Consider the following 21,113-nt stretch of genomic DNA (forward strand, 5'->3'; position numbering starts at 1 on the left):
TCAGCCCTTGTCAGGGGCATCCGTGTCCGCATCGCCAGCGTCCTCGGACTTCGGCGCCGCGCCCGGCTGGGGCTCGGCGACCGCGACCCGCGCGGGACGGATCGTGCGCTCGCCGATCCGGTACCCCGGCTGCAGGATCGCCACGCACGTCGTCTCGGTGACATCCGGCGCGTAGCTGTGCATCAGGGCCTCGTGGATCGTCGGGTCGAAGGGCTCGCCCTCCTTGCCGAACTGCTGCAGACCCATCTTCGCGGCGACCGTCTCCAGCGATTCGGCCACCGACTTGAAGCCGCCGACCAGCTCGCCGTGGTCCCGCGCCCGGCCGATGTCGTCCAGCGTGGGCAGCAGCTCGGTCAGCAGGCTCGCGACGGCGATCTCCTTGACCGTGACGCGGTCCCGCTCGACCCGGCGGCGGTAGTTCTGGTACTCGGCCTGGAGCCGCTGGAGGTCCGTGGTGCGCTCGTTGAGCGCCGTACGGGCCTGGTCCAGCTGCGCCAGCAGAGCGACGTCCTGCTTCGCGTCCCCGGCCGGGGCCGCCGCCTCCTCCTTGGCGGAGTCGGCGGCCTTCGGCTCGTCGGGCGTGGTGCCGTCGGCGGGGACTTCGGGCTTCTCCTCGAAGCCCGGGGTCTCCTCCGACATCAGGCAGCGCCGCCCTTCGGCTTCTCGTCGTCGACGATCTCGGCGTCGACGACGTCGTCGTCGGCCTTGGCCTGCTGCTCACCGGCGGGGGCGCCGGCGGCCTGCGCGCCCTGGGCGTCGGCGTAGATCGCCTGGCCGAGCTTCTGGCTGACCGCGGCGACCTTCTCGGTCGCGGTGCGGATCTCGGCGGTGTCCTCGCCCTTGAGCTTCTCCTTCAGCTCGGCGACGGCCGCCTCGACCTCGGTCTTGACGTCGGCCGGGACCTTGTCCTCGTTGTCCTTGACGAACTTCTCCGTCTGGTACACGAGCTGCTCGGCCTGGTTGCGGGTCTCGGCGGACTCGCGGCGGCGCTGGTCCTCCTCCGCGTACTGCTCGGCCTCCTGGCGCATGCGGTCGACCTCGTCCTTGGCGAGCGAGGAGCCGCCGGTGACGGTCATCTTCTGCTCCTTGCCCGTGCCCAGGTCCTTCGCGGTCACGTGCATGATGCCGTTGGCGTCGATGTCGAAGGAGACCTCGATCTGCGGGACGCCACGCGGGGCCGGCGGCAGGCCGGTCAGCTCGAACATGCCGAGCTTCTTGTTGTACGCCGCGATCTCGCGCTCACCCTGGTAGACCTGGATCTGCACGGACGGCTGGTTGTCCTCGGCCGTCGTGAAGATCTCCGACCGCTTGGTCGGGATCGTGGTGTTGCGCTCGATGAGCTTGGTCATGATGCCGCCCTTGGTCTCGATGCCGAGGGACAGCGGGGTCACGTCGAGGAGCAGGACGTCCTTGACCTCACCCTTGAGGACACCGGCCTGGAGGGTGGCGCCCATGGCGACGACCTCGTCCGGGTTGACGCCCTTGTTGGCGTCCTTGCCGCCGGTCAGCTCCTTGACGAGCTCGGCGACGGCCGGCATGCGGGTCGAGCCGCCGACCAGGACCACGTGGTCGATGTCGGACAGCGAGATGTTCGCGTCCTTGATGACGTTGTGGAACGGGGTCTTGCAGCGGTCCAGGAGGTCCGCGGTCAGCTGCTGGAACTGGGCGCGGGTGAGCTTCTCGTCCAGGTGCAGCGGGCCCTCGGCGGACGCCGTGATGTAGGGCAGGTTGATCGTGGTCTCCGTAGAGGAGGAGAGCTCGATCTTCGCCTTCTCGGCGGCCTCGCGCAGGCGCTGGAGCGCCATCTTGTCCTTGGACAGGTCGACGCCGTGGCCGTTGGCGAACTGCTTCACCAGGTAGTCGACGACGCGCTGGTCCCAGTCGTCACCACCGAGGTGGTTGTCACCGTTGGTCGCGCGGACCTCGACGACACCGTCACCGATCTCCAGGAGGGACACGTCGAAGGTGCCGCCGCCGAGGTCGAAGACGAGAATGGTCTGGTCGTCCTTGTCGAGGCCGTACGCCAGGGCGGCGGCGGTCGGCTCGTTGACGATGCGCAGGACGTTCAGGCCCGCGATCTCGCCGGCCTCCTTGGTGGCCTGGCGCTCGGAGTCGTTGAAGTACGCCGGCACGGTGATGACCGCGTCGGTGACCTTCTCACCCAGGTAGGCCTCGGCGTCGCGCTTCAGCTTCTGCAGGATGAAGGCGCTCATCTGCTGCGGGTTGAAGTCCTTGCCGTCAAGGTTGATCTTCCAGTCGGTGCCCATGTGGCGCTTGACCGACCGGATGGTGCGGTCCACGTTCGTGACCGCCTGGCGCTTGGCGACCTCGCCGACGAGGACCTCGCCGTTCTTGGCGAAGGCGACGACGGACGGCGTGGTCCTGGCGCCCTCGGCGTTGGTGATGACGGTGGGCTCGCCGCCTTCGAGAACGCTGACGACGGAGTTGGTGGTGCCCAGGTCGATGCCGACCGCACGAGCCATTTTGATTCCTCCAGCTGACTTGAGTGGAACAGACTCAAGGATGCAATACGGGTCGCCGCCCCGTCAACAGACCTGAGTCGACGGGACTCAACTCTTACGCCAGCCTTACGCTCACCCCGGCCGTGGCCCGTCCGGGCGGGCCGGGACCGGGGTGAGCCGGGCGGGGGACGGCCGCCCTCCCGCGCCGCGCGGCGCGCGGCGCCGCCGGGGGCGGTGCGGCACGGTGCCTGCATGCCGTTGCCGCCGCCGCCGCCGCTGACGCTGCCGCTGCCGTTGCCGGCCCTGCCGCCGGCCAAGCGGGTCGTCGACCTCGCCGGCGCGCTCACCCTGCTGGCCCTGCTCGCGCCGGCGCTGGCGCTGGCGGCCGCCGCGCTGGCCGCGACCGGGCGCGGGCGGGCACCCGGACGGGTCCCCGGACGGATCTCCGGACGGGTCTCCGGACGGGTCTCCGGACGGATCTCCGGACGGATCTCCGGACGGGTCTTCGTACGGCAGGAGTGCGCCGGGCTGGCCGGCGCCGCCTTCCGGACCTGGCGGTTCGCGACCACGGGGCCCGCCGGAGCGCTGCTGGAGCGCTGCGCGCTGGACGGGCTGCCGCAGCTGCTCAACGTCGTGCGCGGGGAGATGTCCCTGGTCGGCCCGCGGCCACAGGCCGGCCCCGGCGGCCCGGACACCGGGCGGGCGCCCGTACGGCTGCCCGAGCGGCTCCCCGTACGCCTGCTCGTACGCCCCGGGGTGACGGGGCTGTGGCAGGTCAGCGCCCGATCGGAGCTACCGTGGGAGGAGATGGCGCTGCTCGACCGGCACTACGTCGAGCACCACTGGCTGGGAATGGACCTGGCGATCCTGGCCCGGACACCACGCGCGGCGCTGGCCCACCGGGCCCGCGCCGGGGCCGCCTGAACCGCACGCTCACGCCGCCACGTAGGGTTGCCTGAGCGACACAGATCACCGCCTGCGCGGCTACAGTGCGGCCGTATAAGTCGGTAACCTCAGGCTTGACTGAATAAGTTACCGCTTAGTAACGGCCCGCCCGAGGAGCCCGTCATGCAACTCGCCGCGATCATTGTGTCGCTGACCCTGACCGTGGTCGGCGTTGCACTCTTCGCCCGAGCGATCGCCCAGATCTACCGGTTCGTGAAGATCGGCCAGCCCGTGCCGGCCGGCAGCCGCACGGACAACTGGAAGGCCCGTACGGTCACACTGACCAGGGAATTCCTCGGCCACACCCGGATGAACCGGTGGGGCATCGTCGGCTTCGCCCACTGGTTCGTGGCGATCGGCTTCCTGACCCTGCCGCCGACCCTGGCCCAGGCGTACGGCCAGCTCTTCGAGGCGGAGTTCACGCTGCCGATCATCGGCGGCTTCCTGCCGTTCGAGCTGTACATCGAGTTCATCGGCGTGATGACGATCCTGGGCATCCTCGCCCTGATCGTGATCCGCCTGCTGAGCCTGCCCTCGCGGGCGGGCCGCAAGTCGCGCTTCGCGGGCTCGAAGGCCTGGCAGGCGTACTTCGTCGAGTACGTCATCCTCACCATCGGCCTCGCCATCTACGTGCTCCGCGGCCTGGAAGGCGCCATCCACCACGTGGACTCCTACGAGGCCGCGTACTTCGCCTCGTACCCGCTGGTCGTGGCCTTCGAGGGACTGTCGGTCACCACCCTGCAGAACCTGCTCTACTTCACGGCGATGGTGAAGATCAGCGTCTCGCTGATCTGGATGATCACCGTCGCGCTGAACACCAACATGGGTGTCGCCTGGCACCGCTTCCTCGGCTTCCCGAACATCTGGTTCAAGCGCAACGCCGACGGGGCCACGGCGCTGGGCGCCCTGCAGCCGATGACCAGCGGCGGCAAGGAGATCGACTTCGAGGACCCGGGCGAGGACGACGTCTTCGGCGTCTCCCAGGTCGAGCAGTTCTCCTGGAAGGGCATCCTCGACTTCTCCACCTGCACCGAGTGCGGCCGCTGCCAGTCGCAGTGCCCCGCCTGGAACACCGGCAAGCCGCTCTCGCCGAAGCTCCTGATCATGTCGCTGCGCGACCACGCGCACGCCAAGGCCCCGTACCTGCTGGCCGGTGGCGGCAAGAACATGGAGGGCGAGGAGAAGGCCACCGAGGAGCAGCTGAAGGACGTCCCGGCCGCCGCCCTGGCGGAGGCCGAGCGCCCGCTGATCGGCACCGCCGAGGAGAACGGCGTCATCGACCCGGACGTGCTGTGGTCCTGCACCACCTGCGGCGCGTGCGTGGAGCAGTGCCCGGTCGACATCGAGCACATCGACCACATCGTCGACATGCGCCGCTACCAGGTGATGATCGAGTCCGCCTTCCCGAGCGAGGCCGGCACGATGCTGAAGAACCTGGAGAAGAAGGGCAACCCCTGGGGTCTGGCCAAGAAGCAGCGCGTGGAGTGGACCAAGGAGGTCGACTTCGAGGTCCCGATCGTCGGCAAGGACGTCGAGGACCTGTCGGAGGTCGACTACCTCTACTGGGTCGGCTGCGCCGGCGCCCTGGAGGACCGGGCCAAGAAGACCACGAAGGCCTTCGCCGAGCTGCTGCACATCGCGGGCGTGAAGTTCGCGATCATGGGCGGCGAGGAGAAGTGCACGGGTGACTCCCCGCGCCGCCTGGGCAACGAGCCGCTGTTCCAGCAGCTGGGCCAGGAGAACGTCGCGATGCTGAACATGGCGTTCGGCGAGGACGACGAGGACCCGGAGACGAAGAAGCCGAAGTCGGCGAAGAAGATCGTCTCCACCTGCCCGCACTGCTTCAACACCATCGCGAACGAGTACCCGCAGCTCGGCGGCGAGTACGAGGTCATCCACCACACCCAGCTGCTCCAGCACCTCATCGACGAGGGCCGGCTGCTGCCGGTGACCCCGGTCGACGGGCTGATCACGTACCACGACCCCTGCTACCTGGGCCGGCACAACAAGGTCTACACGCCGCCGCGCGAGATCATGTCCGCCGTCCCGGGCCTGCGCCAGCAGGAGATGCACCGCCACAAGGAGCGCGGCTTCTGCTGCGGCGCCGGTGGTGCGCGGATGTGGATGGAGGAGCGGATCGGCAAGCGCATCAACACCGAGCGCGTGGACGAGGCGCTGTCCCTGAACCCGGACATCGTCTCCACCGCCTGCCCGTTCTGCCTGGTCATGCTGACCGACTCGGTCAACGGCAAGAAGAACGACGGCCAGGCGAAGGAGTCGCTGCAGGTCGTGGACGTCGCGCAGCTGCTGCTCGACTCGGTGAGGACACCGCCGCAGGCGGCGGGCGAGGACGTCGCGGAGCCGGAGCCCGAGCCGGAGCCGCAGCCCGCGAAGTGACCGGGCGGCCGGCGGACACGTGAGCGGCCGGGATCCCCCGTGGGGGGATCCCGGCCGCTCGGCGTTCCGGCCCGACTGCCGACTGCCGTCTAGCCCTTCAGCTGCCGGTCGGCCGGCTGGGAATACCGTCGAGAACGTAACAACCATCCACAGAAGGCTATGTAGGGGTGTGAACCGGACGGGGTGCGTACCCCATGGGGTACCCCTAGGGGATGTCACAGGTCAGCCGCAAAGGGTGGCAATTCCGGTCGCTCGTTCACCGTCCCGCGCCGGACCAGGTACGTTCGATCACGTGGCTGGATTCAGGATCGGACGGGGCCGGGACAACAACCGCACCCCGCAACAACCCCCGCGGCAGCAGCCGTACGGTCAGCAGCAACCGCCGCAGGCACCGTACGGCCAGCAGCCCTACCCCCCGGCAGGCCCGCCGCCGCAGCAGCAGTGGCCGCAGCAGGCCCCGGGAGGTCACGGCGAACCGGAGTACTTCGACCCGCACACGGGTGGCCCGGCGTACGGCGGCCGGCAGCAGCCGTACGGCTACGACCCCGGACACGGGCCAGGCGACGGCGGGTACGCCAACAACCCCGGCCACACCCAGGCCTTCGCCGTCGGCGAGGACCCGTACGGCCAGGGCGCGACGTACCACGCGGGCGCGGCGGCCGCCCCGGCCGGACCGCGGCTGCACTGGAAGGACCTGCTCCGCGGCATCGTGCTGCGGCCCGGGCCGACCTTCCTGCAGATGCGGGACTACCCGGTGTGGGGCCCGGCGCTGATCGTCACGTTCCTCTACGGCCTGCTGGCCGTCTTCGGCCTCGACAAGGCCCGTGAGGACGCGATCAACGCCACCCTCTCCCAGGCCGTCCCGATCGTCCTGAGCGCCGGTGTGGCCTTCGTGGTGTGCGGTCTGATCCTGGGCGCCGTCACGCACACGCTGGCCCGCCAGATGGGCGGCGACGGGTCCTGGCAGCCGACCGTGGGCCTGTCCATGCTGGTCATGTCCATCACGGACGCGCCGCGCCTGCTCTTCGCCGTCTTCCTGGGCGGCGACAACATGCTGGTGCAGGTGCTCGGCTGGGCCACGTGGGTGGCGGCCGGCGCCCTGTTCACCTCGCTGATCAGCAAGTCCCACGACCTGCCGTGGCCGAAGGCACTGGGTGCCTCCGCGATCCAGCTGATCGCCCTGCTGTCGATCATCAAGCTGGGCACGCTGTAGCCGTCGACGAAAAGGGCCCCGCCGCGCGAAACGCGCGGCGGGGCCCTTTCCCTTAGCTCGTCCCTCGACGGCTCGGACGACTCAGGCGTCGAGGACCTGACCCTCACGCTTGACGACGGGCGGCTCGACCGACCAGGGGAAGTTGATCCACTCGTCGGTCTTCTTCCACACGTATTCGCACTTCACGAGCGAGTGGGACTTCTCGTAGATGACGGCGGAGCGCACCTCGGCGACGGTGCCCAGGCAGAAGTCGTGCACCAGCTTCAGCGTCTTGCCGGTGTCGGCGACGTCATCGGCGATCAGCACCTTCTTGTCGCTGAAATCGATGGCGTCCGGCACGGGGGCGAGCATCACCGGCATTTCGAGAGTGGTGCCCACTCCCGTGTAGAACTCGACATTCACGAGGTGAATGTTCTTGCAGTCGAGGGCGTAGGCCAGCCCGCCGGCCACGAATACGCCGCCCCGCGCGATGCTCAGAATGATGTCGGGCTCGAAGCCGTCGTCGGCGATGGTCTGCGCCAGTTCGCGCACCGCGCGTCCGAACCCCGCGTAGTCCAGGTTCTCGCGTACGTCACTCATGCCGGTCGCCTTACTTCGGTGCGGTGGAAGTTCTGGAAGGAACGCGAGGCGGTCGGCCCGCGCTGCCCCTGATACCTGGACCCGTACCGCTCACTGCCGTACGGGAACTCGGCGGGCGAGCTGAGCCGGAACATGCACAGCTGGCCGATCTTCATCCCGGGCCACAGCTTGATCGGAAGCGTGGCGAGATTCGACAGCTCGAGGGTCACGTGACCGGAGAATCCCGGATCGATGAACCCGGCCGTCGAGTGCGTCACCAGACCCAGCCGCCCGAGACTGGACTTCCCCTCCAGTCTGGAGGCGATGTCCTCGGGAAGCGAGATGACCTCGTACGTCGAGGCGAGGACGAACTCCCCGGGGTGGAGGATGAAAGCCTCGTCGCCTTCCGGCTCGACCATCCTGGTCAGATCGGGCTGCTCGATCGCCGGGTCGATATGGGCATAGCGGTGGTTCTCGAACACCCGGAAATACCGGTCGAGCCGCACGTCGATACTGGAGGGCTGCACCATCGATTCGTCGAACGGGTCGATGCGCACCCGTCCGCTGTCGATCTCGGCCCGGATGTCCTTGTCTGAGAGAAGCACGTCCCGAGGATACGCAGAGCGCGCAGGTCCCCCCCAATCGAGAGCACCCGCGCGCGTCCCCGCCCCGCCGATCCCTAGCGCTTCACGGCCCCCACGGGCACGGCATGCCGGAGCCGCGCGCACCGCGGACACCGCAGCAGCCGCCCCGGCCCGATCCGGCCGGCCCCGAGCTGCTGCATCGGGAACGTGGCGGTGCTGAAAACATGCCCTTCGGCACAACGGACGACGGTGTGCTCCATCGAGTCCCTTTCCCCAACGAGCGTACTGCGACGAATCGCCACATTAGGGGATGTTCGGGACCCGCTCCAGCCGCCGCTCCGCACCCCCACGGTACGCCCCAACTCCCGCCCCCACAGCAGCCGGTACCCACCCACAACACGACGACCCCCGGGCGAATTCACCGAGGGCCGACCATGGGGTACAGTGTGCAACGATGCGGTTCCAGGAAGCTGGCCCGCTGTGCGGATGTAGTTTAATGGTAGAACATGAGCTTCCCAAGCTTATAGCGCGGGTTCGATTCCCGTCATCCGCTCCATGACAAAGCCCCAGGTCAATGACCTGGGGCTTTTGTGTTGTCCAGACCTCTCTACGATCCGCGTGCCAGATCCGTGCCAGATGCCTTGATCCTCATGGCACGCACCCGCGCATCGATCCCCGCTGCAACCTCCTGCTGCCGCTCAAGGTTGGAGTGCTGGTAGATCATCGCCGCCTTCTCCGAGGACTGGCCGGCCCGCACCATGGTGTCTTTCAGCGTGGCGCCGGACTGGGTCGAGAGCGTGTGCCCGGTGTGACGAAGGTCGTAGAGCGTGAACCCGTCGGGCAGTCCCACTTTCTTCCGGGCCTTCTTCCACTTCCGTCCAAAGGTGGTCCGCCGAAAGGGGCCGCCTCGCTCCCCCACGAAGAGCAGACCGTCCGGCTTTTGCTCCGCATACAGATACATGTGGAGCTTCAGATCACCCTTCATGAAGTCCGGCAGGACGATGAACCGCTTACCTGCCTCGGACTTGGTCTCGCCAGGAGCACGCTTCCCGGTGTTCAGCTCAGGCTCGGCGGACCGCACCCACACGCCGTTGTTCACCAGGTCGACGTCATGCCGTCGCAGGGCTGCCTGCTCCTCCGGCCGGGCGGGGCCGTAAGCGGCGATGTAGACGAGGAGCCGCCACCGCGCCCCCAGCTCCCGGGCGAGCGCGTCGACCTGCTCGACGGTGGCGGTCTGTCGTTCCGCCGGCGACTCCTTCCCCGCGCCCTTGATCCGGCAGGGGTTCCGGCGGATCAACTCATCGTCGGCAGCCGTCTCCATGATCGCCTTCAGCAGCCGGTACGCCTTCGCCACGGTCGTGGCCCCGGTCACCTTGAGACGCTCGGCCCGCCAAGTGCGGACCCGGGGCGGTGTGATCTCGTCGAGGTCGTACTCCTCGAAGGCAGGCAGCAGGTGCAATCGCAGAAGCCGCCGGTACAGCTCATCGGTCGTGGCGGCGAGCCCCCGCTCCTCCACCCACTGGAGTGCGTAGTCCCGGAAGTTGACCGCCCCGGCGTCCGGGTCCCGCCAATCCCCCTTCTTGATCTCGGTCTGCTGCTCGGCGAGCCAATCGTCCGCGTCGCGCGAGGACGCGAAGGTCTCGGGCGCCGGCCGCATGACGCCGTCAGGACCCGGATACCGGGCCTGGAACCGCCCGGACGGCAACTTGCGAATGGCGCCGAACGTACGCTTCCTGCCCTTGCGGTTACCCATCAGGCAGCCCTCCGGAAGCGCGACCGCTGCGGCCGACGAGGCTCGACGGTGTTGGCGCTGATGTACTCCTGCACCGCGCTCTCAGGGATCCGCACGTGCGTGCCGACCTTCACGTACCGGATGCGCCGCTCGGCCACCAGGCGACGCGGAAACCGCACGGTGGTGCCGAGCAGTTCAGCGACCTGGGCGACGGACAGGTGGCGCTCATTCATGCAGTTCCCCCTTCATGGCTTCGCGGGCGGTGTCGCGGTTGAGCTGGATGTCGCGGGCGATCGAGGCGGCGAGGACGGCTTCACCCGGGGTGTGGCCGTGGCCGGCGTACTGCCAGGAGGCGAGGACGAGCACGGTGTCCGGCTCGACGTCGTCGAAGCCGCGGGAGGCTTGCTCCTGGGCGGCGCGGTAGTCGGCGCGGGTCTGGCGGAGGGCGCCGAGGGTGGTCGAGTACTGGCGGGACTTGGTGGAGAAGTGGCCCCGGAAGCCGAGCATGTGGGCCCAGCGGGTCAGCGCGCGGTCCGGGTAGAGGGGCTGCAGAGCGACGCAGGCCTCCATCAGGCGGCGGGCGTGGTCGGAGATGGGCAAGCGGGTGAGGTCCTCACCCAGGCCGGTCCCCCGGCAGCGGGTGCAGCGGCTGAGCGCGGATCCAGGGCGGCGGTAGGAGTCAGACAAGCCGCTTCCCCGGCACTTGCGGCAGTGCACGGCCGTGTCGGTCGCGCCCGTCGTCTCCGCAGCCTTGGTGGCGTACTTGGCGACGTAGGAGGCCACGGCCTGTTCGGTGATGTCGGAGCCGTCGCCGAAGGCCTTGATGGGGCGGATGTCGAGCTGGGTGCCCCAGCGCAGGACGCGGGCGGGTTGGCCGGCGGCGGCCGGGACGGTGATCGAGGTGTAGGTGTGGTGGGCGGCGGCGCGGATGGCTTCGGTGAGCAGGTGGGTGCTGGCCCAGTGCGGGGGCGGGGTGTCGGCGTCGGCCCAGCCGTCGAGGCGGATGACGGCGTGGAAGTGGATCGCGCCGCGCTTCTGGAACTCGGCGACCTTGCCGAACGCTACGCGGCAGGTGACGGCCAGTTCGCGTTGGGTGAGTCCTGCGCGGGCGGCGATCTCGCGGCGCAGACGGGTGGTGAAGCGGGACCACAGCCCGCCGGCGTGGTTGTTGAAGAGGACGGCGCCGGCGTAGTCGTAGGTGGCGGGGTCGAGGGCGGTGCCGAGTTCCTCGTCCTGGGGGGTGTGGTGGGTGCCGCAGCGGCAGCGGCCGGAGTCGGGGCGGTTGTGGACGGGGCCGAAGGAGGGGGCGGTGAGGGTGGCGAAGACGCGGGGGTGTTCGCGGACGGTGGAGGGGATGTTGCGGCGGTCGTCTCCGGCGAGGCCGGCGCGGATGAGCTGGTAGGTGTCCCCGGCGTACGTCCAGGCGCAGGAGGGGCAGCGGGAGGCGCGGCGGTTGCCGCAGGCGATGCGGAGCCGGGCGCCGGGCTCGTCCTTGGTGGTGTAGCGGTGCAGAGTCTCGCCGGTGGTCTTGTGCTTGGCGAGGGTCCAGCCGGTGATGTGGATCGGGTCGGAACAGCCGCCGGTGCGGTGGATCTGGTCCTGCCAGCGGTCGAAGCCGGGAGCCCCGGCCACCGTGAGCAGGTCGCCCAGGGTGGCCGGGTCCAGGCCCGCCATGTTGACGGTGTCGGTCACGCGTGCACCGCCTCGCCACAGGTCGGGAAGACGGTGTAGACCCGGATGCTGATGCGGCCCAGCGGTGCGGTGAACAGGAGCTTCCTGTCGTCCTCGCGCTCGGTGAGTGCGACGTCGGCGGAGTCCGTGTGCGTGGCCACGCGCCAGGCTTCCAGGTCGGCCGGACCGTCGAGGAGGACGTGAGCCTCGTGAGGAGTGATCTGACTTGCGGTGATGTAGGCGCCGGGCAAGTCCGGGTGCAGGTCGGCCAGCCGGGAGAGGGTCGCAAAGATCTCGGTCATGGCGGCCAGCGGAGCGGTCATCTCGGTGTGGGTGAGCATCGTCGTCACCGTCCGGCCGGGACGGTCGCCGTGTGGCGGACGGCGCGGGTGCCGGTGCCGTGGCAGGCGGGGCAGTGGGCGGTGATGGTGCGCAGGTGGCCGGCGCGGTCGCGGCCGCCAAGGGTGATGGCGACGGAGGCGTGGCCGACGCAGTCCGGGCAGATGCGGCCCGGGGGGTGGGTGTGCTGGGTCATGATGGTGCTTCCTTCCGGATCGGTTGGTTCGGGCAGGAGCACGGCACCGGGACGGCCGAAGCGTGGTGGCAGAGACCGTCCCGGGGCCGGTCAGCGGCGGCGGTTGCGGCGGGGCTTGGAGTAGCCGGGCGGGATCGCGTCGTACGCCTGGACTCCGTCGGCGAACGCGGAGAGGTCCCCGTCGCTGGCGGTGATCTGGCGCTTGATCGCGTTCATGGTCCGGCGGTCGCCGTGGCGGCGGGCGTTGGCGTACTCGCGCCCGAGTTCGGTCATGGCGGGGTCGGCGGGCGGGGTGCCGTCGGGCTTGCTGCGGCGGAAGATGCCCATGTCAGCGGTGTCCTTTCAGCGGGTGGGCGGGTCAGTGGGTGATGTGGCGGGGTCTGCGGGGGCCGGTCGATGGAAAGGGGCTGGTCAGCGGTTGCCGAGCTCCTGGCGCAGGGCGCGGACCAGGAGCAGCAGGACGACGCCGCTGACGGACAGGGCGACGGCGGTGACGGCGACGGCCAGGAGGAGCGAGACGGCGACGGAGGCCAGGGCGAGGACCCCGGCGACCCCGCCGGCGGCGAGGGCGAGCGCGGTTCCGGGCGACTGAGTGGCCAGGCCGCCGAGACCGGATGCCTTCACGGCCGGGGCCGGGGCGGCGGTGGTCTCGGTCTGCTCGGTCGGGACGGGGGTGGGGTGGACGATCGCCGGGACGACGTAGGTGTCGGGGGTCGGGTAGCGGGGCTTGAACACGGGGTTTCTCCTTCCGGGTCGGGTTACTTGATCGCGGTGTCGATGGCGGGGCCGAGGATGCTTCCGGCGAGGAGGAACCCGCCGAGGAGGATCACGGCGACCAGCCACCAGGGCGGGCGGACGAGCTTGACGCCGAGCCAGCCGATGACGATCACGGCGAGCCAGAGCGGGATGTCCATGGCGGTGTCTCCCTGAGGTCAGCGCGGGGCGCAGCGGTGAGCGGTGGCGGCGAGTTCGGCGGCGGCGCGGCTGGCGTAGTCGGCGGACCAGTCGCAGCGCGGGGCGGTGCAGGCGGCGGCGTGGGCCTCGCGGCCGTGGCGGTCGGTGTAGGTGCCGACGTCGACGGGGCCGAAGCGGCGTACGTCGCGGAAGCGGTAGCGGGGCACGGGCGGTTCCTCCTGTCAGGCGAGCTGGGCGGCGATGGCGTCGGCCATGGGGGCGGGGACACCGAGGCGGGTGCGCAGGGTGTCGGGGTCGATCGGGTTGCCGGTACGGGCCCGGTGCTCGTCGGCGACCTTGCGGCCGTACGCGAGCAGCGCGTCCGGGATCGCGACCGGTGGAGGGGCGGGGTCCGGCGGAGCTGGCATGGCGACCGCTTCCGGGGCCGGGACCTCGGCGAGCGGTCCTGTGGCCGGTAGGGGCTCGACATCGTCCACCGGGCCGGCGGGGGCGGGTTCTGCCGGGCTGTGCGCCAGGAGGGTGCCGCCGAGGAAGGCCAGGGCGGGCCATCCGGCGACGAGGATCCGCAGCCAGGCCGGGACGTCGTTCAGGTCGAGGAGGCCGGCGGTGGCGACGTTGGCGCCGAGGGACGCGGCCAGGGCGATGCCGAACCAGGTCCACGCGGACCGAGTCGGTTCCCCGGCGTCGCGCAGGCGCCGGAGCCGGTGCCAGGCGGCGACGAGGAGCAGGTCCACACTGACCGGGTAGGCCCAGGCCTTCCAGCCGTCCTGGCCGGCGGCGGCCGCCAGGTCGTGAAGGTGGGCGAAGGACAGGGCCCCGGCGATCACGGCCTGTACCAGGACGGCGTCCGGTCGGAGCTTGGCGGGCATGACGGGCTTCCTCTCCGCTTTCAGGCATGGGAGGGGTAGGGACGTGGCGCGAGGCGGTCACGCCGACCGGTGGAGAGGGAGAGATCAGACGGTCCGCTGGGCCTGAGAGGGGATCTCGGCCGGGACCGGGACGTGCGGACGGAAGGCGTCCAGTGCCGGGACGTCCGGCGTCAGTCCCTCGTACGCGGCGCAGACGGCCGCGGCTTGATCGAGGGAGACGAACGGGGACCGGATGCGGGCCCAGCCACCACTCGCGAGGCCGACCACGGCCGTACCGGGCCGTTCAGCCGGGATGGAGGTAGCGGCACCGACAGCCCTCAGACTGATGTCGCCGAGCGCCATCTTGGCGGACGCTTCGTCGTTGACGCGATGCGAGACACGCCCCGTGAGCTGGGCGCGCAGCGCAGTGGCACCGGTGCCGAGTTCGGAGCCGAACCGCTGGCCGCAGATCTCCAGATAGATCGCGGCGGCCCGCCCCAGCTGCCCCAGCCGCACCAGCTGAGTGACCATGTGGTCCCGGCGCTTCTCATCCGCCTTGCTGGCGATCAGGAACAGCTCCGCCACCTCGTCCACGATCACCACGATCGGTACCGGCCGGATGTCCTCGGGCAGGCCCCAGACATCCGAGGTGATCGACTCCGGCGACGCATCCGGGTCCAGGTTCTGGGAGGCCCGTATCAGCTCATAGCGACCGGTCATCTCCTCCACCAGCGCATCGAGCAGAGCGCCGGCGTCCTCCGGCGTGTACGCCAGTGCCGAGAGGCGACGGGTGAACGGGGCCAGCTCCACGCCCCACTTGCAGTCGATCCCGACCAGCGCGACCCGCTGCGGTGCCAGGCCCTTGATCAGCCCGCGCAGGTAGACCGACTTCCCCGACTCGGTCGCCCCGATGACCAGTTCATGAGGGCTGGCCCGGAAGTCCCGCTCATGCACGGCCCCATCGGCCCGGAGCGCGACCGGCACCCGAAGCAGCTCGGCCGCCAGCTTGCGCGGCATCTCCACCCACCGCAGCACGTCGTACGCGATCAGCCGTACTTCCAAGTACCCGGGCTTCAACGCTCTGACGTGCACCCCGTGCATCCGCCAGGAGTGCCGCAGACGCTCGCTCGCGGCGTCGAAGTCCAGGACCTCCTGGCCGGGCAGGATCTTCAGCCGCAGCACCAGCCCGGAGCGGGTGACCCGCGCTCCCCTCACCCTGGGCACCGCACGAGCCGGCGCCCGGTCCATCGCGGTGGCCATCCACACCCGGGACCGCGACGGCTGCTCGGTCAGCCCGCAGGCCTCCATCACCGCCCGGTACGACCACAGCAGCCGCACCAGGGTGACCAGCCACCCGAATCCGAGCCAGTACCAGACCGGCCGCTTCCACCTCAGCCACCCCACCAGGGCGGCGACCAGCACTAAGCCGCCCAGCGCGGCGAGCGTCCCCCCGGACATCGGGGTCAGACCGTAACCGGCGCGGCCGCGATGGCGGTGACGGCGGCGGCGCGGAAGCTGATCCCGTGCCGCTTCTGGCCGTTGAACTCGTTCTCCCACGGCCGGGCCATCAGCCCGGTCAGCGCGACCGGGGTCCCCATGACCAGCTCACCCGAGACGCCGGGCTTGGGCACCGCAACGGCCAGGACCTCGGCCTCACCGTTCGCGGCGAACAGCACCTCCACCGTCATCATCGCGGCCCCGGTGTCGGGGTCGGTCGCGATCTCACCGGTCCGCCGGTCCTTCAGCTTCGGCGCCGGGGGCACGGCCACCATGACCAGCGCGGACGACGTGTCGACAGGGATCTGACGCACAAGAACCACTCCTCTGTACAAGCTGGACTCCCTCACTCCTGTATAGGAGTGACATGAAGAAGAGTGCCCAACTCCTACACATGAGTCAACCCGCTACGAAAGAAAACTCGCAGCGGGTCGAGGGAAGTTGAGCGACCGTCAGTCGGTGGCGGGGATCCGGAACTCGAAGACGAACTGGTCAGCGGCCATGAGGGTGTCGCAGACCTCCACGACCCGTCCTTCCTCGGTCACCGCGTTCCGCAGCAGGTGAACGACTGGCGCCCCAGGGCTGAGAGCCAACTCGGAGGCCTCAGCCTTGGCGGCCGGCCGAGCCTGCAAGGTCTCCACGAACTCGGCGAAGACGTGCCCCTGGTCCTCAAGTCGGGCGTAGATGCCGCCGGGACCAGGGTTCTCCTCGAAGAGTTCAGGGATGTCCCGCACCACGTCCCAAGGCAGGTACGACGTGGCCGTCTCCACAGGCGTCCCATTACGGAAGTAGAGCCGCCGCCGGGCAAGCACCTTCGTCCCCACCTCAACGTCAAGCCGCTCGGCGATCCCCTCAGGCGCTTCGGCCGGCCCGATGTAGATCACGCTGACACCTGCGGTGGCGCCGGACTGCTCGGACTCGGCGAGGTAGGCGGCCTTGCCGCCCCGACGGAGCGAGCGGCGGAAGCGGTCCGAGGACCGGTGACGCACGGGCGGCCGGGACTTCACGTACGAGCCCTTGCCGTGCCGCGTATCGACGAGCCCGCTGGCACGGATCTCCAGCATGGCCTTACGAATCGTCCCGCCGGAGACCTTGTAGCGGTCGATCATCTCCGCTTCGCTCGGCACCTGGTCGCCGGGCTCCAGCACCCCTGAGCGGATCTGCTGGACGATGTCCTCGGCGATCTGCAAGTACCGCGGTACGGCCTTGCCCCCTCCTACAGCTGTTCCCATGGTCCTTCGCTTCCTCCTATGCTCCTGTACATGAGTAACAGCGCCCCGACGACCAGGTCAACGCCGCGCCACTCCGTATCGGTAGCGGGCGTGGTGGTGCGCGAGGACGGCCGGCTGCTGGCGATCCGGCGGGCGGACAACGGGACGTGGGAGCTGCCGGGCGGAGTGCTGGAGCTGACAGAGGCTCCGGAGGAGGGCGTCCGGCGCGAGGTCCTGGAGGAGACCGGGATCGAGGTCGAGGTCGCCGACCTCACGGGCGTCTACAAGAACATCGTCGTCGGCGTCGTGGCCCTGGTCTTCCGCTGCAAGCCGTCCGGCGGCACCGAGCGCACGTCCGACGAGACCACGGCAGTCCAGTGGCTCACGCCCGAAGAAGTAGCCGACCGTATGTCCGAGGTCTACGCGATCCGCCTCCTGGACGCCCTGGACGGAAACGGCCCCCACGTCCGCAGCCACGACGGGCGCCAGCTCCTCACGGTGCGGTGAGAGTTTCCCTACTCCATCAAGGCACCCGCCGCGCACAGCGCGGCGAGCGCGCCCGTCGCCCGGGCCTGCGCTCCTGTCTCCGCCCCGCTCCAGCCCAGCCGCCGGCCGCGCGCCGGAGGGCGCGGGTCTGATGGTGCGAACCCCACCTTGCGGCTGGCGGTAGTAGGCACTGCGGCCGCACACCACGCCAGCCCAACTGCCGAGTCGAGCAGGCCCAGCGACACCGCCCCAACTCTTCCCAGGCACGCCCCTGCCGCCAGATCAGCCGGGGCGACCGGAAGTACCGCGGGATGCCGCACCTCGCCCCAGCCACATCGCCGCCAGCACCTCAGAACCCTTGCCTCCGGCGGGGGCGCTCCGACTCCGGGATGCCCGGGGGCCGACGTGCGGGTGCCGGCCGGTTTGTGGTGGGGGTGGGGAGCTGTCATCCCGTCTGCCGTCGACCCAGGCAAGCCATAGCAGACCAGGCTTCTGGGGCCCAGGTCGTTCGTCCAGCAGGGCGCTCCACCTGGGCCCCAGAAGCCTGCCCCGCTATCACTCCGTGTGGGTCGACGGCAGACGGGATGACAGCGGGGGCCGTGCGGCTGGCCACCTGGCCGCAGTCCGGCCGGTGTAATGGCACCGTTCGGGTCACCCCGCCTCCCGATGCTGACAAGATGCCTCTGTACCGGTACAGGGGAGGAACTTTGCGCGTCTCACCAAAGGTTATGCAGAAGCTCGACCTGAATGGATCCACTACCTTCTGCCTAAACACGCCTCTGGATCGCCTTCCTGCGCTGATCTCAGATCGATGCATGGAAAACGCAACCGGCACAGTAAACAAATGGGTACAGGCCAACTTCACAGGGGGCATGCATATCCCCAAAGAAATCATCACCATGCCGAAAAGCAGATTCGGCCAGCGCCCTGTCACCCTAACCTCCTTCTCGGCTCGAGTCCTCTATCATGCCCTCGTGTCAGGAATTCAGGGCGACCTAGAGCCCAATAGTCGTGGCGGGGAAGCATGGGTGCAGCATGAAGCATTCGCCGAAGAGTCTCCGAGCGAATATGTCGTCGAAGTCGATATCGCCGCGTGCTACGAATTCATCGACCACGAAAGATTGCGGGAGGAGATCGTCACACGTACCCTTGACGCGGAGCGCGCGAGGGCAATTTCAGATTTCCTTGGCGAATGTTCCACGAACAAAAGAGGACTCCCCCAGCTCACTGCGGCGAGCGACGCCCTAGCCGACGTATACCTGAGCATCATCCAACGGCAGTTGATGCGGCAAGGCCTCGACGTTTCTCGTTACGCAGACGATTTCATAATCAGAGTGAGCAGCTGGGAAAAAGCGAACGAAACGATCGAATATGCCGCCGAATTCGCAAGAAACTTGGGCTTGATCCTTTCCTACGAAAAGACAAGAGCGTCGCGGACTTACTTCTTCAAGCAGAAGGCCGAGTCACAGAGAGAGCTTCAGAGGAAGTACTTCGACAGCGAGAAGGAGCGCATGACGTTCTTCCATGTCGTGGGGGGCGACCGGTATGGCGATGCCTCGCTCATAGAGATCCAGCCAGACGACGCCGAGACGCTCAAGGCCTCAATGTGGAGGGTCATCGCCCACTGGCAGGAGCAAAGCGGTGCTGCCCGGGCGAACCCGGATATCGAAGTTGCCAGCGAATCATCGCTTCGGCGCCTGCTGCCACTCGCGATTTCAGTCCTGCAGGATGACGAGAGAATTAAAAACCAAGTCTTGGCCGATCTGGTCCGGGCAGAGCCAATCCGGCTTGAACGGGTGTGCAGGTACATTCTAGCTCGACTTTCACGCCCAGAGGAGGCGACTAGTTGGAGGCTGGTGCAAACACTCACCGAATCCGGGAGACTCAGCCCATGGGCCCGACTCTGGCTGTTGCACGTTGCCTCGGAACTGCCGGCTGTAGATGATCCAGCATTTGAGCGAGTGCAGAAATGGGTGGATATCCAGCTTACCGATCGACACGAGACGGTCAGGGCCCAGGCGGCCTGGGCGGCCGCCAGTTTCAAGAAGCTTAATAACGAGCAAGTTCTTGAGCTTCTGCGGAATGCTACCCCCATCACCCAGACGGGTATCGCAGCATCCATGGGACGCAAGGCGGGCACCCTAGCTGCCGAGGAGCGCCAGGGCGGGCTCAGTAAGTCCCTAATCAATTCGGTTATCGGCGAAAACGGATTGATGAAGGCAGCTTACGAATGGGGGGAATCTCTGTGAATACCAGATCTCTCACTTCTTCCGGCGAGGAGACGATCCGCAGGGTCTCTGCTCTACTGAAAGAGGCTGAGGATCTCCAGGCTGATAGCGGCGGGAATGAAGTGGTAGCCTTCGCGACCCTAACCGAAGCCCACGTCGACAAAACAATCCGTCAACTCTTCAGCGATTCAGGAGTTTTTGAGGCTGAAGTCAGTAGGCGCCTCTATTTGGAAGTTCACGACGCTATCCATCGAAGCTGGGATACTCGCTACAAGTGGCTCTCTCAGTCCTTCGGTGTCAAAATTGCGGGGGAGCGATTTGAGCAAGACTTCAACCTGCTCGTCGAGCTTCGAAACAGCATAATTCACGGAAACGGAAATCTGACTGCGCTGCAAGCCTCGAAGGTGCCGCAAATGATCGCGATTCGCGCTGGGCTGCGCAGGGTTCTCGGTTTGGAGTCTCACGGGAGGAAGTTCCTGCTCAATGGCACGATCGTAGTCCCGTCTGCGAAGATCTGCCGAGATTACATCTTCGGGTTCGATGCCCTTGTAAAAGAGCGCTTTCCTAAATTTGACGTCTGATTCTGCCTCGGATCGCTGCATCGGACCGTGTGGGTGCGGGTGGCAGTAGGTGGCTGGCCCCGTCGAATGACGCCGTGGCCTATTCGCGGGCGACTGAAGCCGCGATGGGCGGCATGCTGACCTGCTCCTACGTGAGAGGTACACGGGCCTTCCGGAGCCATGCGCAGAGAAGCCCCGGTGTGAGCCGGGGCTTTCTGCCGTGATGAGTGGCGTTGCTTTATCAGTCGAGAACTGTCGTGGGCGGCCGAGAGAGCCGGCGTCAATGCTGGGGCATGGAGTCAGCGGCTGTGGCCGCGGCTTTCTGCTACGCGCAAGGTGTTCTGCAAGGCGCGGGCGAGGTCTGTGGCCAGGGTGCGGAGGTCCTCCGAGGTCGTCTTCTTGTCGTCGAGTATGGCGGAGGCGTCGTCCAGGAGGTCGGCCGCCGAGTCGAGTTGGAGGGCTTCGGTGGTGTCGGCGAGGCGGGACAGGAGGCTGTTGCTGTTGTCGGTGCTCAGGAAGCACGGCTTGCCGTCAGGGCCCGACCACGGGAGGAGCCGCAGCTGGTCGTGGGGCGTCATCCGTCCGTCTCGCTCTCTTCGGTTGCGGGGTGGGTGGTGAAGACAGCGTTGGTGTTGTCGCCCGGATGGGTTTGAAGTGCGGCTTCGATGACGCGGCCCCTGGCGTTGGTGGCCACCCTGGTGATCGCGAGCACGGGCAGGGTGGGGCTGATGCGGAGGGTTGTCGCTTCCTCTGGGGTGGGGAGGCGGGCCGTGACTGTCTCGCGGATCTCCGTCCAGCCGCTGCTTGTCCCGCAGGGCCAGGGTGGCGAGCCGGCGAGTATGGCCGGCGCCAGGTCGCGGGGGACGTAGATGCGGGCCAGGCCTCGGGGGGTCTGGTCCTCGTGCGTGATGCAGAAGAACTCGGTCAGGAGGCTGTTCGACGTGACCTTGAGCAGAGTTCTGAGGTGGCCCCTGGCCCGGAGGTTGGTCGTGCGGACTGTGACCTGGAGGCGCGGGTCGAAGAGAGTCCGGCCACCGCCGGCGTACGTGATGTGGCGCCGTGGGGGACGTACGAAGTTGCCCTTGCCGTGGACCTTGTCGATGAGGCCCTCGGCCTGGAGGAGGGCGAGGGCCTGCCTCAAGGTTGGGGTGCTGGCCTTGTAGTGGGTGGCGAGCTGGGGCTCTGAGGGCAGGCGTTCGCCGGGGTTGAGGCGGCCAGTGGTGATCTGCGTGCGGAGGTCTTCGGCGATGGTGTCGCGCAGGGTGGGCACG

The 21,113-nt window shown here is 68.4% G+C and carries 25 protein-coding genes and 1 tRNA gene; 7 read left to right on the forward strand and 19 right to left on the reverse strand.

Going from position 1 to position 21,113, the window contains the following annotated elements; genetic code table 11:
- Both grpE and dnaK read right to left on the reverse strand, forming a co-directional pair.
- Complete coding sequence (gene grpE / locus ACZ6KO_RS27010) at nucleotides 1-639, reverse strand: nucleotide exchange factor GrpE (RefSeq protein ID WP_469306617.1); 639 nt, start codon at nucleotides 637-639, stop codon at nucleotides 1-3.
- The gene (dnaK, locus tag ACZ6KO_RS27015; RefSeq protein ID WP_469306618.1) at nucleotides 639-2,483 is read right to left on the reverse strand and encodes a molecular chaperone DnaK; all 1,845 of its coding nucleotides are present in this window, start codon (nucleotides 2,481-2,483) and stop codon (nucleotides 639-641) included. Before dnaK ends, grpE begins: the two co-directional genes overlap by 1 nt.
- 231 nt (nucleotides 2,484-2,714) lie before the next feature.
- On the opposite strand from dnaK, the gene ACZ6KO_RS27020 reads away from it, so the two are divergent.
- The 3 genes from ACZ6KO_RS27020 to ACZ6KO_RS27030 all read left to right on the forward strand — a co-directional run bounded on the left by ACZ6KO_RS27020 (nucleotide 2,715) and on the right by ACZ6KO_RS27030 (nucleotide 7,017).
- The gene (locus tag ACZ6KO_RS27020) at nucleotides 2,715-3,386 is read left to right on the forward strand and encodes a sugar transferase (protein ID WP_469306619.1); all 672 of its coding nucleotides are present in this window, start codon (nucleotides 2,715-2,717) and stop codon (nucleotides 3,384-3,386) included.
- 144 nt (nucleotides 3,387-3,530) lie between these two features.
- Nucleotides 3,531-5,804 (forward strand): (Fe-S)-binding protein, encoded by a 2,274-nt coding sequence (locus ACZ6KO_RS27025; protein WP_469306620.1) that lies wholly within the window; start codon nucleotides 3,531-3,533, stop codon nucleotides 5,802-5,804.
- 292 nt (nucleotides 5,805-6,096) lie between these two features.
- Nucleotides 6,097-7,017 (forward strand): Yip1 family protein, encoded by a 921-nt coding sequence (locus ACZ6KO_RS27030; RefSeq protein WP_469306621.1) that lies wholly within the window; start codon nucleotides 6,097-6,099, stop codon nucleotides 7,015-7,017.
- 81 nt (nucleotides 7,018-7,098) lie between these two features.
- Here ACZ6KO_RS27030 and ACZ6KO_RS27035 read toward each other — a convergent pair whose 3' ends face one another.
- Nucleotides 7,099-7,596 carry a phosphoribosyltransferase gene (locus ACZ6KO_RS27035; protein ID WP_401445245.1) on the reverse strand — a complete coding sequence of 166 codons (498 nt, stop codon included), beginning with the start codon at nucleotides 7,594-7,596 and terminating at the stop codon, nucleotides 7,099-7,101.
- Complete coding sequence (gene dcd / locus ACZ6KO_RS27040; protein ID WP_401445242.1) at nucleotides 7,593-8,180, reverse strand: dCTP deaminase; 588 nt, start codon at nucleotides 8,178-8,180, stop codon at nucleotides 7,593-7,595. Before dcd ends, ACZ6KO_RS27035 begins: the two co-directional genes overlap by 4 nt.
- A 461-nt stretch (nucleotides 8,181-8,641) precedes the next feature.
- Between dcd and ACZ6KO_RS27045 the strand changes: the two genes are divergently transcribed.
- Nucleotides 8,642-8,715 (forward strand) — tRNA-Gly (locus ACZ6KO_RS27045).
- Nucleotides 8,716-8,766: 51 nt separating this feature from the next.
- Here the strand turns inward: ACZ6KO_RS27045 and ACZ6KO_RS27050 are convergent.
- The 13 genes from ACZ6KO_RS27050 to ACZ6KO_RS27110 form a co-directional block, all read right to left on the reverse strand.
- The gene (locus ACZ6KO_RS27050; RefSeq protein WP_469306622.1) at nucleotides 8,767-9,912 is read right to left on the reverse strand and encodes a tyrosine-type recombinase/integrase; all 1,146 of its coding nucleotides are present in this window, start codon (nucleotides 9,910-9,912) and stop codon (nucleotides 8,767-8,769) included.
- The gene (locus tag ACZ6KO_RS27055) at nucleotides 9,912-10,124 is read right to left on the reverse strand and encodes an excisionase family DNA-binding protein (RefSeq protein ID WP_401445237.1); all 213 of its coding nucleotides are present in this window, start codon (nucleotides 10,122-10,124) and stop codon (nucleotides 9,912-9,914) included. Before ACZ6KO_RS27055 ends, ACZ6KO_RS27050 begins: the two co-directional genes overlap by 1 nt.
- Nucleotides 10,117-11,565, reverse strand: a complete 1,449-nt coding sequence (locus tag ACZ6KO_RS27060; RefSeq protein WP_469306771.1) for a replication initiator — start codon at nucleotides 11,563-11,565, stop codon at nucleotides 10,117-10,119. The genes ACZ6KO_RS27055 and ACZ6KO_RS27060 overlap by 8 nt, the downstream gene beginning before the upstream one ends.
- A gap of 14 nt (nucleotides 11,566-11,579) precedes the next feature.
- Complete coding sequence (locus ACZ6KO_RS27065; RefSeq protein ID WP_469306623.1) at nucleotides 11,580-11,903, reverse strand: hypothetical protein; 324 nt, start codon at nucleotides 11,901-11,903, stop codon at nucleotides 11,580-11,582.
- 5 nt (nucleotides 11,904-11,908) lie between these two features.
- A complete protein-coding gene (locus ACZ6KO_RS27070; RefSeq protein ID WP_469306624.1) occupies nucleotides 11,909-12,097 on the reverse strand; it encodes a hypothetical protein in 189 nt (62 codons plus the stop codon).
- A 90-nt stretch (nucleotides 12,098-12,187) separates the two neighbouring features.
- Entirely contained in the window at nucleotides 12,188-12,424 is a 237-nt protein-coding gene (locus ACZ6KO_RS27075; protein WP_469306625.1) for a hypothetical protein, read from the reverse strand.
- Between the two features lie 84 nt (nucleotides 12,425-12,508).
- Nucleotides 12,509-12,832 (reverse strand): SpdD protein, encoded by a 324-nt coding sequence (locus ACZ6KO_RS27080; RefSeq protein WP_469306626.1) that lies wholly within the window; start codon nucleotides 12,830-12,832, stop codon nucleotides 12,509-12,511.
- 23 nt (nucleotides 12,833-12,855) lie between these two features.
- Complete coding sequence (locus tag ACZ6KO_RS27085; protein ID WP_401445228.1) at nucleotides 12,856-13,011, reverse strand: hypothetical protein; 156 nt, start codon at nucleotides 13,009-13,011, stop codon at nucleotides 12,856-12,858.
- An 18-nt stretch (nucleotides 13,012-13,029) separates the two neighbouring features.
- Nucleotides 13,030-13,218, reverse strand: coding sequence for a mobile element transfer protein (locus ACZ6KO_RS27090; protein WP_469306627.1), 189 nt, complete (start codon nucleotides 13,216-13,218; stop codon nucleotides 13,030-13,032).
- Nucleotides 13,219-13,233: 15 nt separating this feature from the next.
- Nucleotides 13,234-13,881: a DUF2637 domain-containing protein gene (locus tag ACZ6KO_RS27095; RefSeq protein WP_469306628.1), complete on the reverse strand. Its 648-nt coding sequence runs from the start codon at nucleotides 13,879-13,881 to the stop codon at nucleotides 13,234-13,236.
- 84 nt (nucleotides 13,882-13,965) lie between these two features.
- Nucleotides 13,966-15,318 carry an FtsK/SpoIIIE domain-containing protein gene (locus tag ACZ6KO_RS27100; RefSeq protein ID WP_469306629.1) on the reverse strand — a complete coding sequence of 451 codons (1,353 nt, stop codon included), beginning with the start codon at nucleotides 15,316-15,318 and terminating at the stop codon, nucleotides 13,966-13,968.
- Between the two features lie 5 nt (nucleotides 15,319-15,323).
- Nucleotides 15,324-15,671 carry an SCO3933 family regulatory protein gene (locus tag ACZ6KO_RS27105; protein WP_401445219.1) on the reverse strand — a complete coding sequence of 116 codons (348 nt, stop codon included), beginning with the start codon at nucleotides 15,669-15,671 and terminating at the stop codon, nucleotides 15,324-15,326.
- A 138-nt stretch (nucleotides 15,672-15,809) separates the two neighbouring features.
- Nucleotides 15,810-16,589, reverse strand: a complete 780-nt coding sequence (locus tag ACZ6KO_RS27110; protein ID WP_469306630.1) for a GntR family transcriptional regulator — start codon at nucleotides 16,587-16,589, stop codon at nucleotides 15,810-15,812.
- A gap of 18 nt (nucleotides 16,590-16,607) precedes the next feature.
- On the opposite strand from ACZ6KO_RS27110, the gene ACZ6KO_RS27115 reads away from it, so the two are divergent.
- The 3 genes from ACZ6KO_RS27115 to ACZ6KO_RS27125 all read left to right on the forward strand — a co-directional run bounded on the left by ACZ6KO_RS27115 (nucleotide 16,608) and on the right by ACZ6KO_RS27125 (nucleotide 19,863).
- Entirely contained in the window at nucleotides 16,608-17,075 is a 468-nt protein-coding gene (locus tag ACZ6KO_RS27115) for an NUDIX hydrolase (protein ID WP_469306631.1), read from the forward strand.
- 707 nt (nucleotides 17,076-17,782) lie between these two features.
- Nucleotides 17,783-19,303, forward strand: a complete 1,521-nt coding sequence (locus ACZ6KO_RS27120; RefSeq protein ID WP_469306632.1) for a reverse transcriptase domain-containing protein — start codon at nucleotides 17,783-17,785, stop codon at nucleotides 19,301-19,303.
- Entirely contained in the window at nucleotides 19,300-19,863 is a 564-nt protein-coding gene (locus tag ACZ6KO_RS27125) for a hypothetical protein (protein WP_469306633.1), read from the forward strand. Before ACZ6KO_RS27120 ends, ACZ6KO_RS27125 begins: the two co-directional genes overlap by 4 nt.
- A 278-nt stretch (nucleotides 19,864-20,141) precedes the next feature.
- Here the strand turns inward: ACZ6KO_RS27125 and ACZ6KO_RS27130 are convergent, their stop codons facing one another.
- Nucleotides 20,142-20,420: a hypothetical protein gene (locus tag ACZ6KO_RS27130; RefSeq protein ID WP_469306634.1), complete on the reverse strand. Its 279-nt coding sequence runs from the start codon at nucleotides 20,418-20,420 to the stop codon at nucleotides 20,142-20,144.
- Nucleotides 20,417-21,112: a GntR family transcriptional regulator gene (locus ACZ6KO_RS27135; protein WP_469306635.1), complete on the reverse strand. Its 696-nt coding sequence runs from the start codon at nucleotides 21,110-21,112 to the stop codon at nucleotides 20,417-20,419. Before ACZ6KO_RS27135 ends, ACZ6KO_RS27130 begins: the two co-directional genes overlap by 4 nt.
- Nucleotide 21,113 lies beyond the last annotated feature (1 nt).

The organism is Streptomyces sp. NPDC042102, from assembly GCF_055582305.1.

What these genes read in the sequence shown, in the direction of transcription:
- ACZ6KO_RS27115 (WP_469306631.1), top strand. Translation starts at nt 16,608, where the DNA reads ATGCTCCTGTACATGAGTAACAGCGCCCCGACGACCAGGTCAACGCCG.
- ACZ6KO_RS27110 (WP_469306630.1), bottom strand. Translation starts at nt 16,589, where the DNA reads ATGGGAACAGCTGTAGGAGGGGGCAAGGCCGTACCGCGGTACTTGCAG.
- ACZ6KO_RS27130 (WP_469306634.1), bottom strand. Translation starts at nt 20,420, where the DNA reads ATGACGCCCCACGACCAGCTGCGGCTCCTCCCGTGGTCGGGCCCTGAC.
- ACZ6KO_RS27055 (WP_401445237.1), bottom strand. Translation starts at nt 10,124, where the DNA reads ATGAATGAGCGCCACCTGTCCGTCGCCCAGGTCGCTGAACTGCTCGGC.
- ACZ6KO_RS27070 (WP_469306624.1), bottom strand. Translation starts at nt 12,097, where the DNA reads ATGACCCAGCACACCCACCCCCCGGGCCGCATCTGCCCGGACTGCGTC.
- ACZ6KO_RS27035 (WP_401445245.1), bottom strand. Translation starts at nt 7,596, where the DNA reads ATGAGTGACGTACGCGAGAACCTGGACTACGCGGGGTTCGGACGCGCG.
- ACZ6KO_RS27060 (WP_469306771.1), bottom strand. Translation starts at nt 11,565, where the DNA reads ATGGCGGGCCTGGACCCGGCCACCCTGGGCGACCTGCTCACGGTGGCC.
- ACZ6KO_RS27020 (WP_469306619.1), top strand. Translation starts at nt 2,715, where the DNA reads ATGCCGTTGCCGCCGCCGCCGCCGCTGACGCTGCCGCTGCCGTTGCCG.
- ACZ6KO_RS27095 (WP_469306628.1), bottom strand. Translation starts at nt 13,881, where the DNA reads ATGCCCGCCAAGCTCCGACCGGACGCCGTCCTGGTACAGGCCGTGATC.
- ACZ6KO_RS27075 (WP_469306625.1), bottom strand. Translation starts at nt 12,424, where the DNA reads ATGGGCATCTTCCGCCGCAGCAAGCCCGACGGCACCCCGCCCGCCGAC.
- ACZ6KO_RS27065 (WP_469306623.1), bottom strand. Translation starts at nt 11,903, where the DNA reads ATGCTCACCCACACCGAGATGACCGCTCCGCTGGCCGCCATGACCGAG.
- ACZ6KO_RS27120 (WP_469306632.1), top strand. Translation starts at nt 17,783, where the DNA reads ATGCAGAAGCTCGACCTGAATGGATCCACTACCTTCTGCCTAAACACG.
- ACZ6KO_RS27025 (WP_469306620.1), top strand. Translation starts at nt 3,531, where the DNA reads ATGCAACTCGCCGCGATCATTGTGTCGCTGACCCTGACCGTGGTCGGC.
- ACZ6KO_RS27085 (WP_401445228.1), bottom strand. Translation starts at nt 13,011, where the DNA reads ATGGACATCCCGCTCTGGCTCGCCGTGATCGTCATCGGCTGGCTCGGC.
- grpE (WP_469306617.1), bottom strand. Translation starts at nt 639, where the DNA reads ATGTCGGAGGAGACCCCGGGCTTCGAGGAGAAGCCCGAAGTCCCCGCC.
- ACZ6KO_RS27100 (WP_469306629.1), bottom strand. Translation starts at nt 15,318, where the DNA reads ATGTCCGGGGGGACGCTCGCCGCGCTGGGCGGCTTAGTGCTGGTCGCC.
- dnaK (WP_469306618.1), bottom strand. Translation starts at nt 2,483, where the DNA reads ATGGCTCGTGCGGTCGGCATCGACCTGGGCACCACCAACTCCGTCGTC.
- ACZ6KO_RS27050 (WP_469306622.1), bottom strand. Translation starts at nt 9,912, where the DNA reads ATGGGTAACCGCAAGGGCAGGAAGCGTACGTTCGGCGCCATTCGCAAG.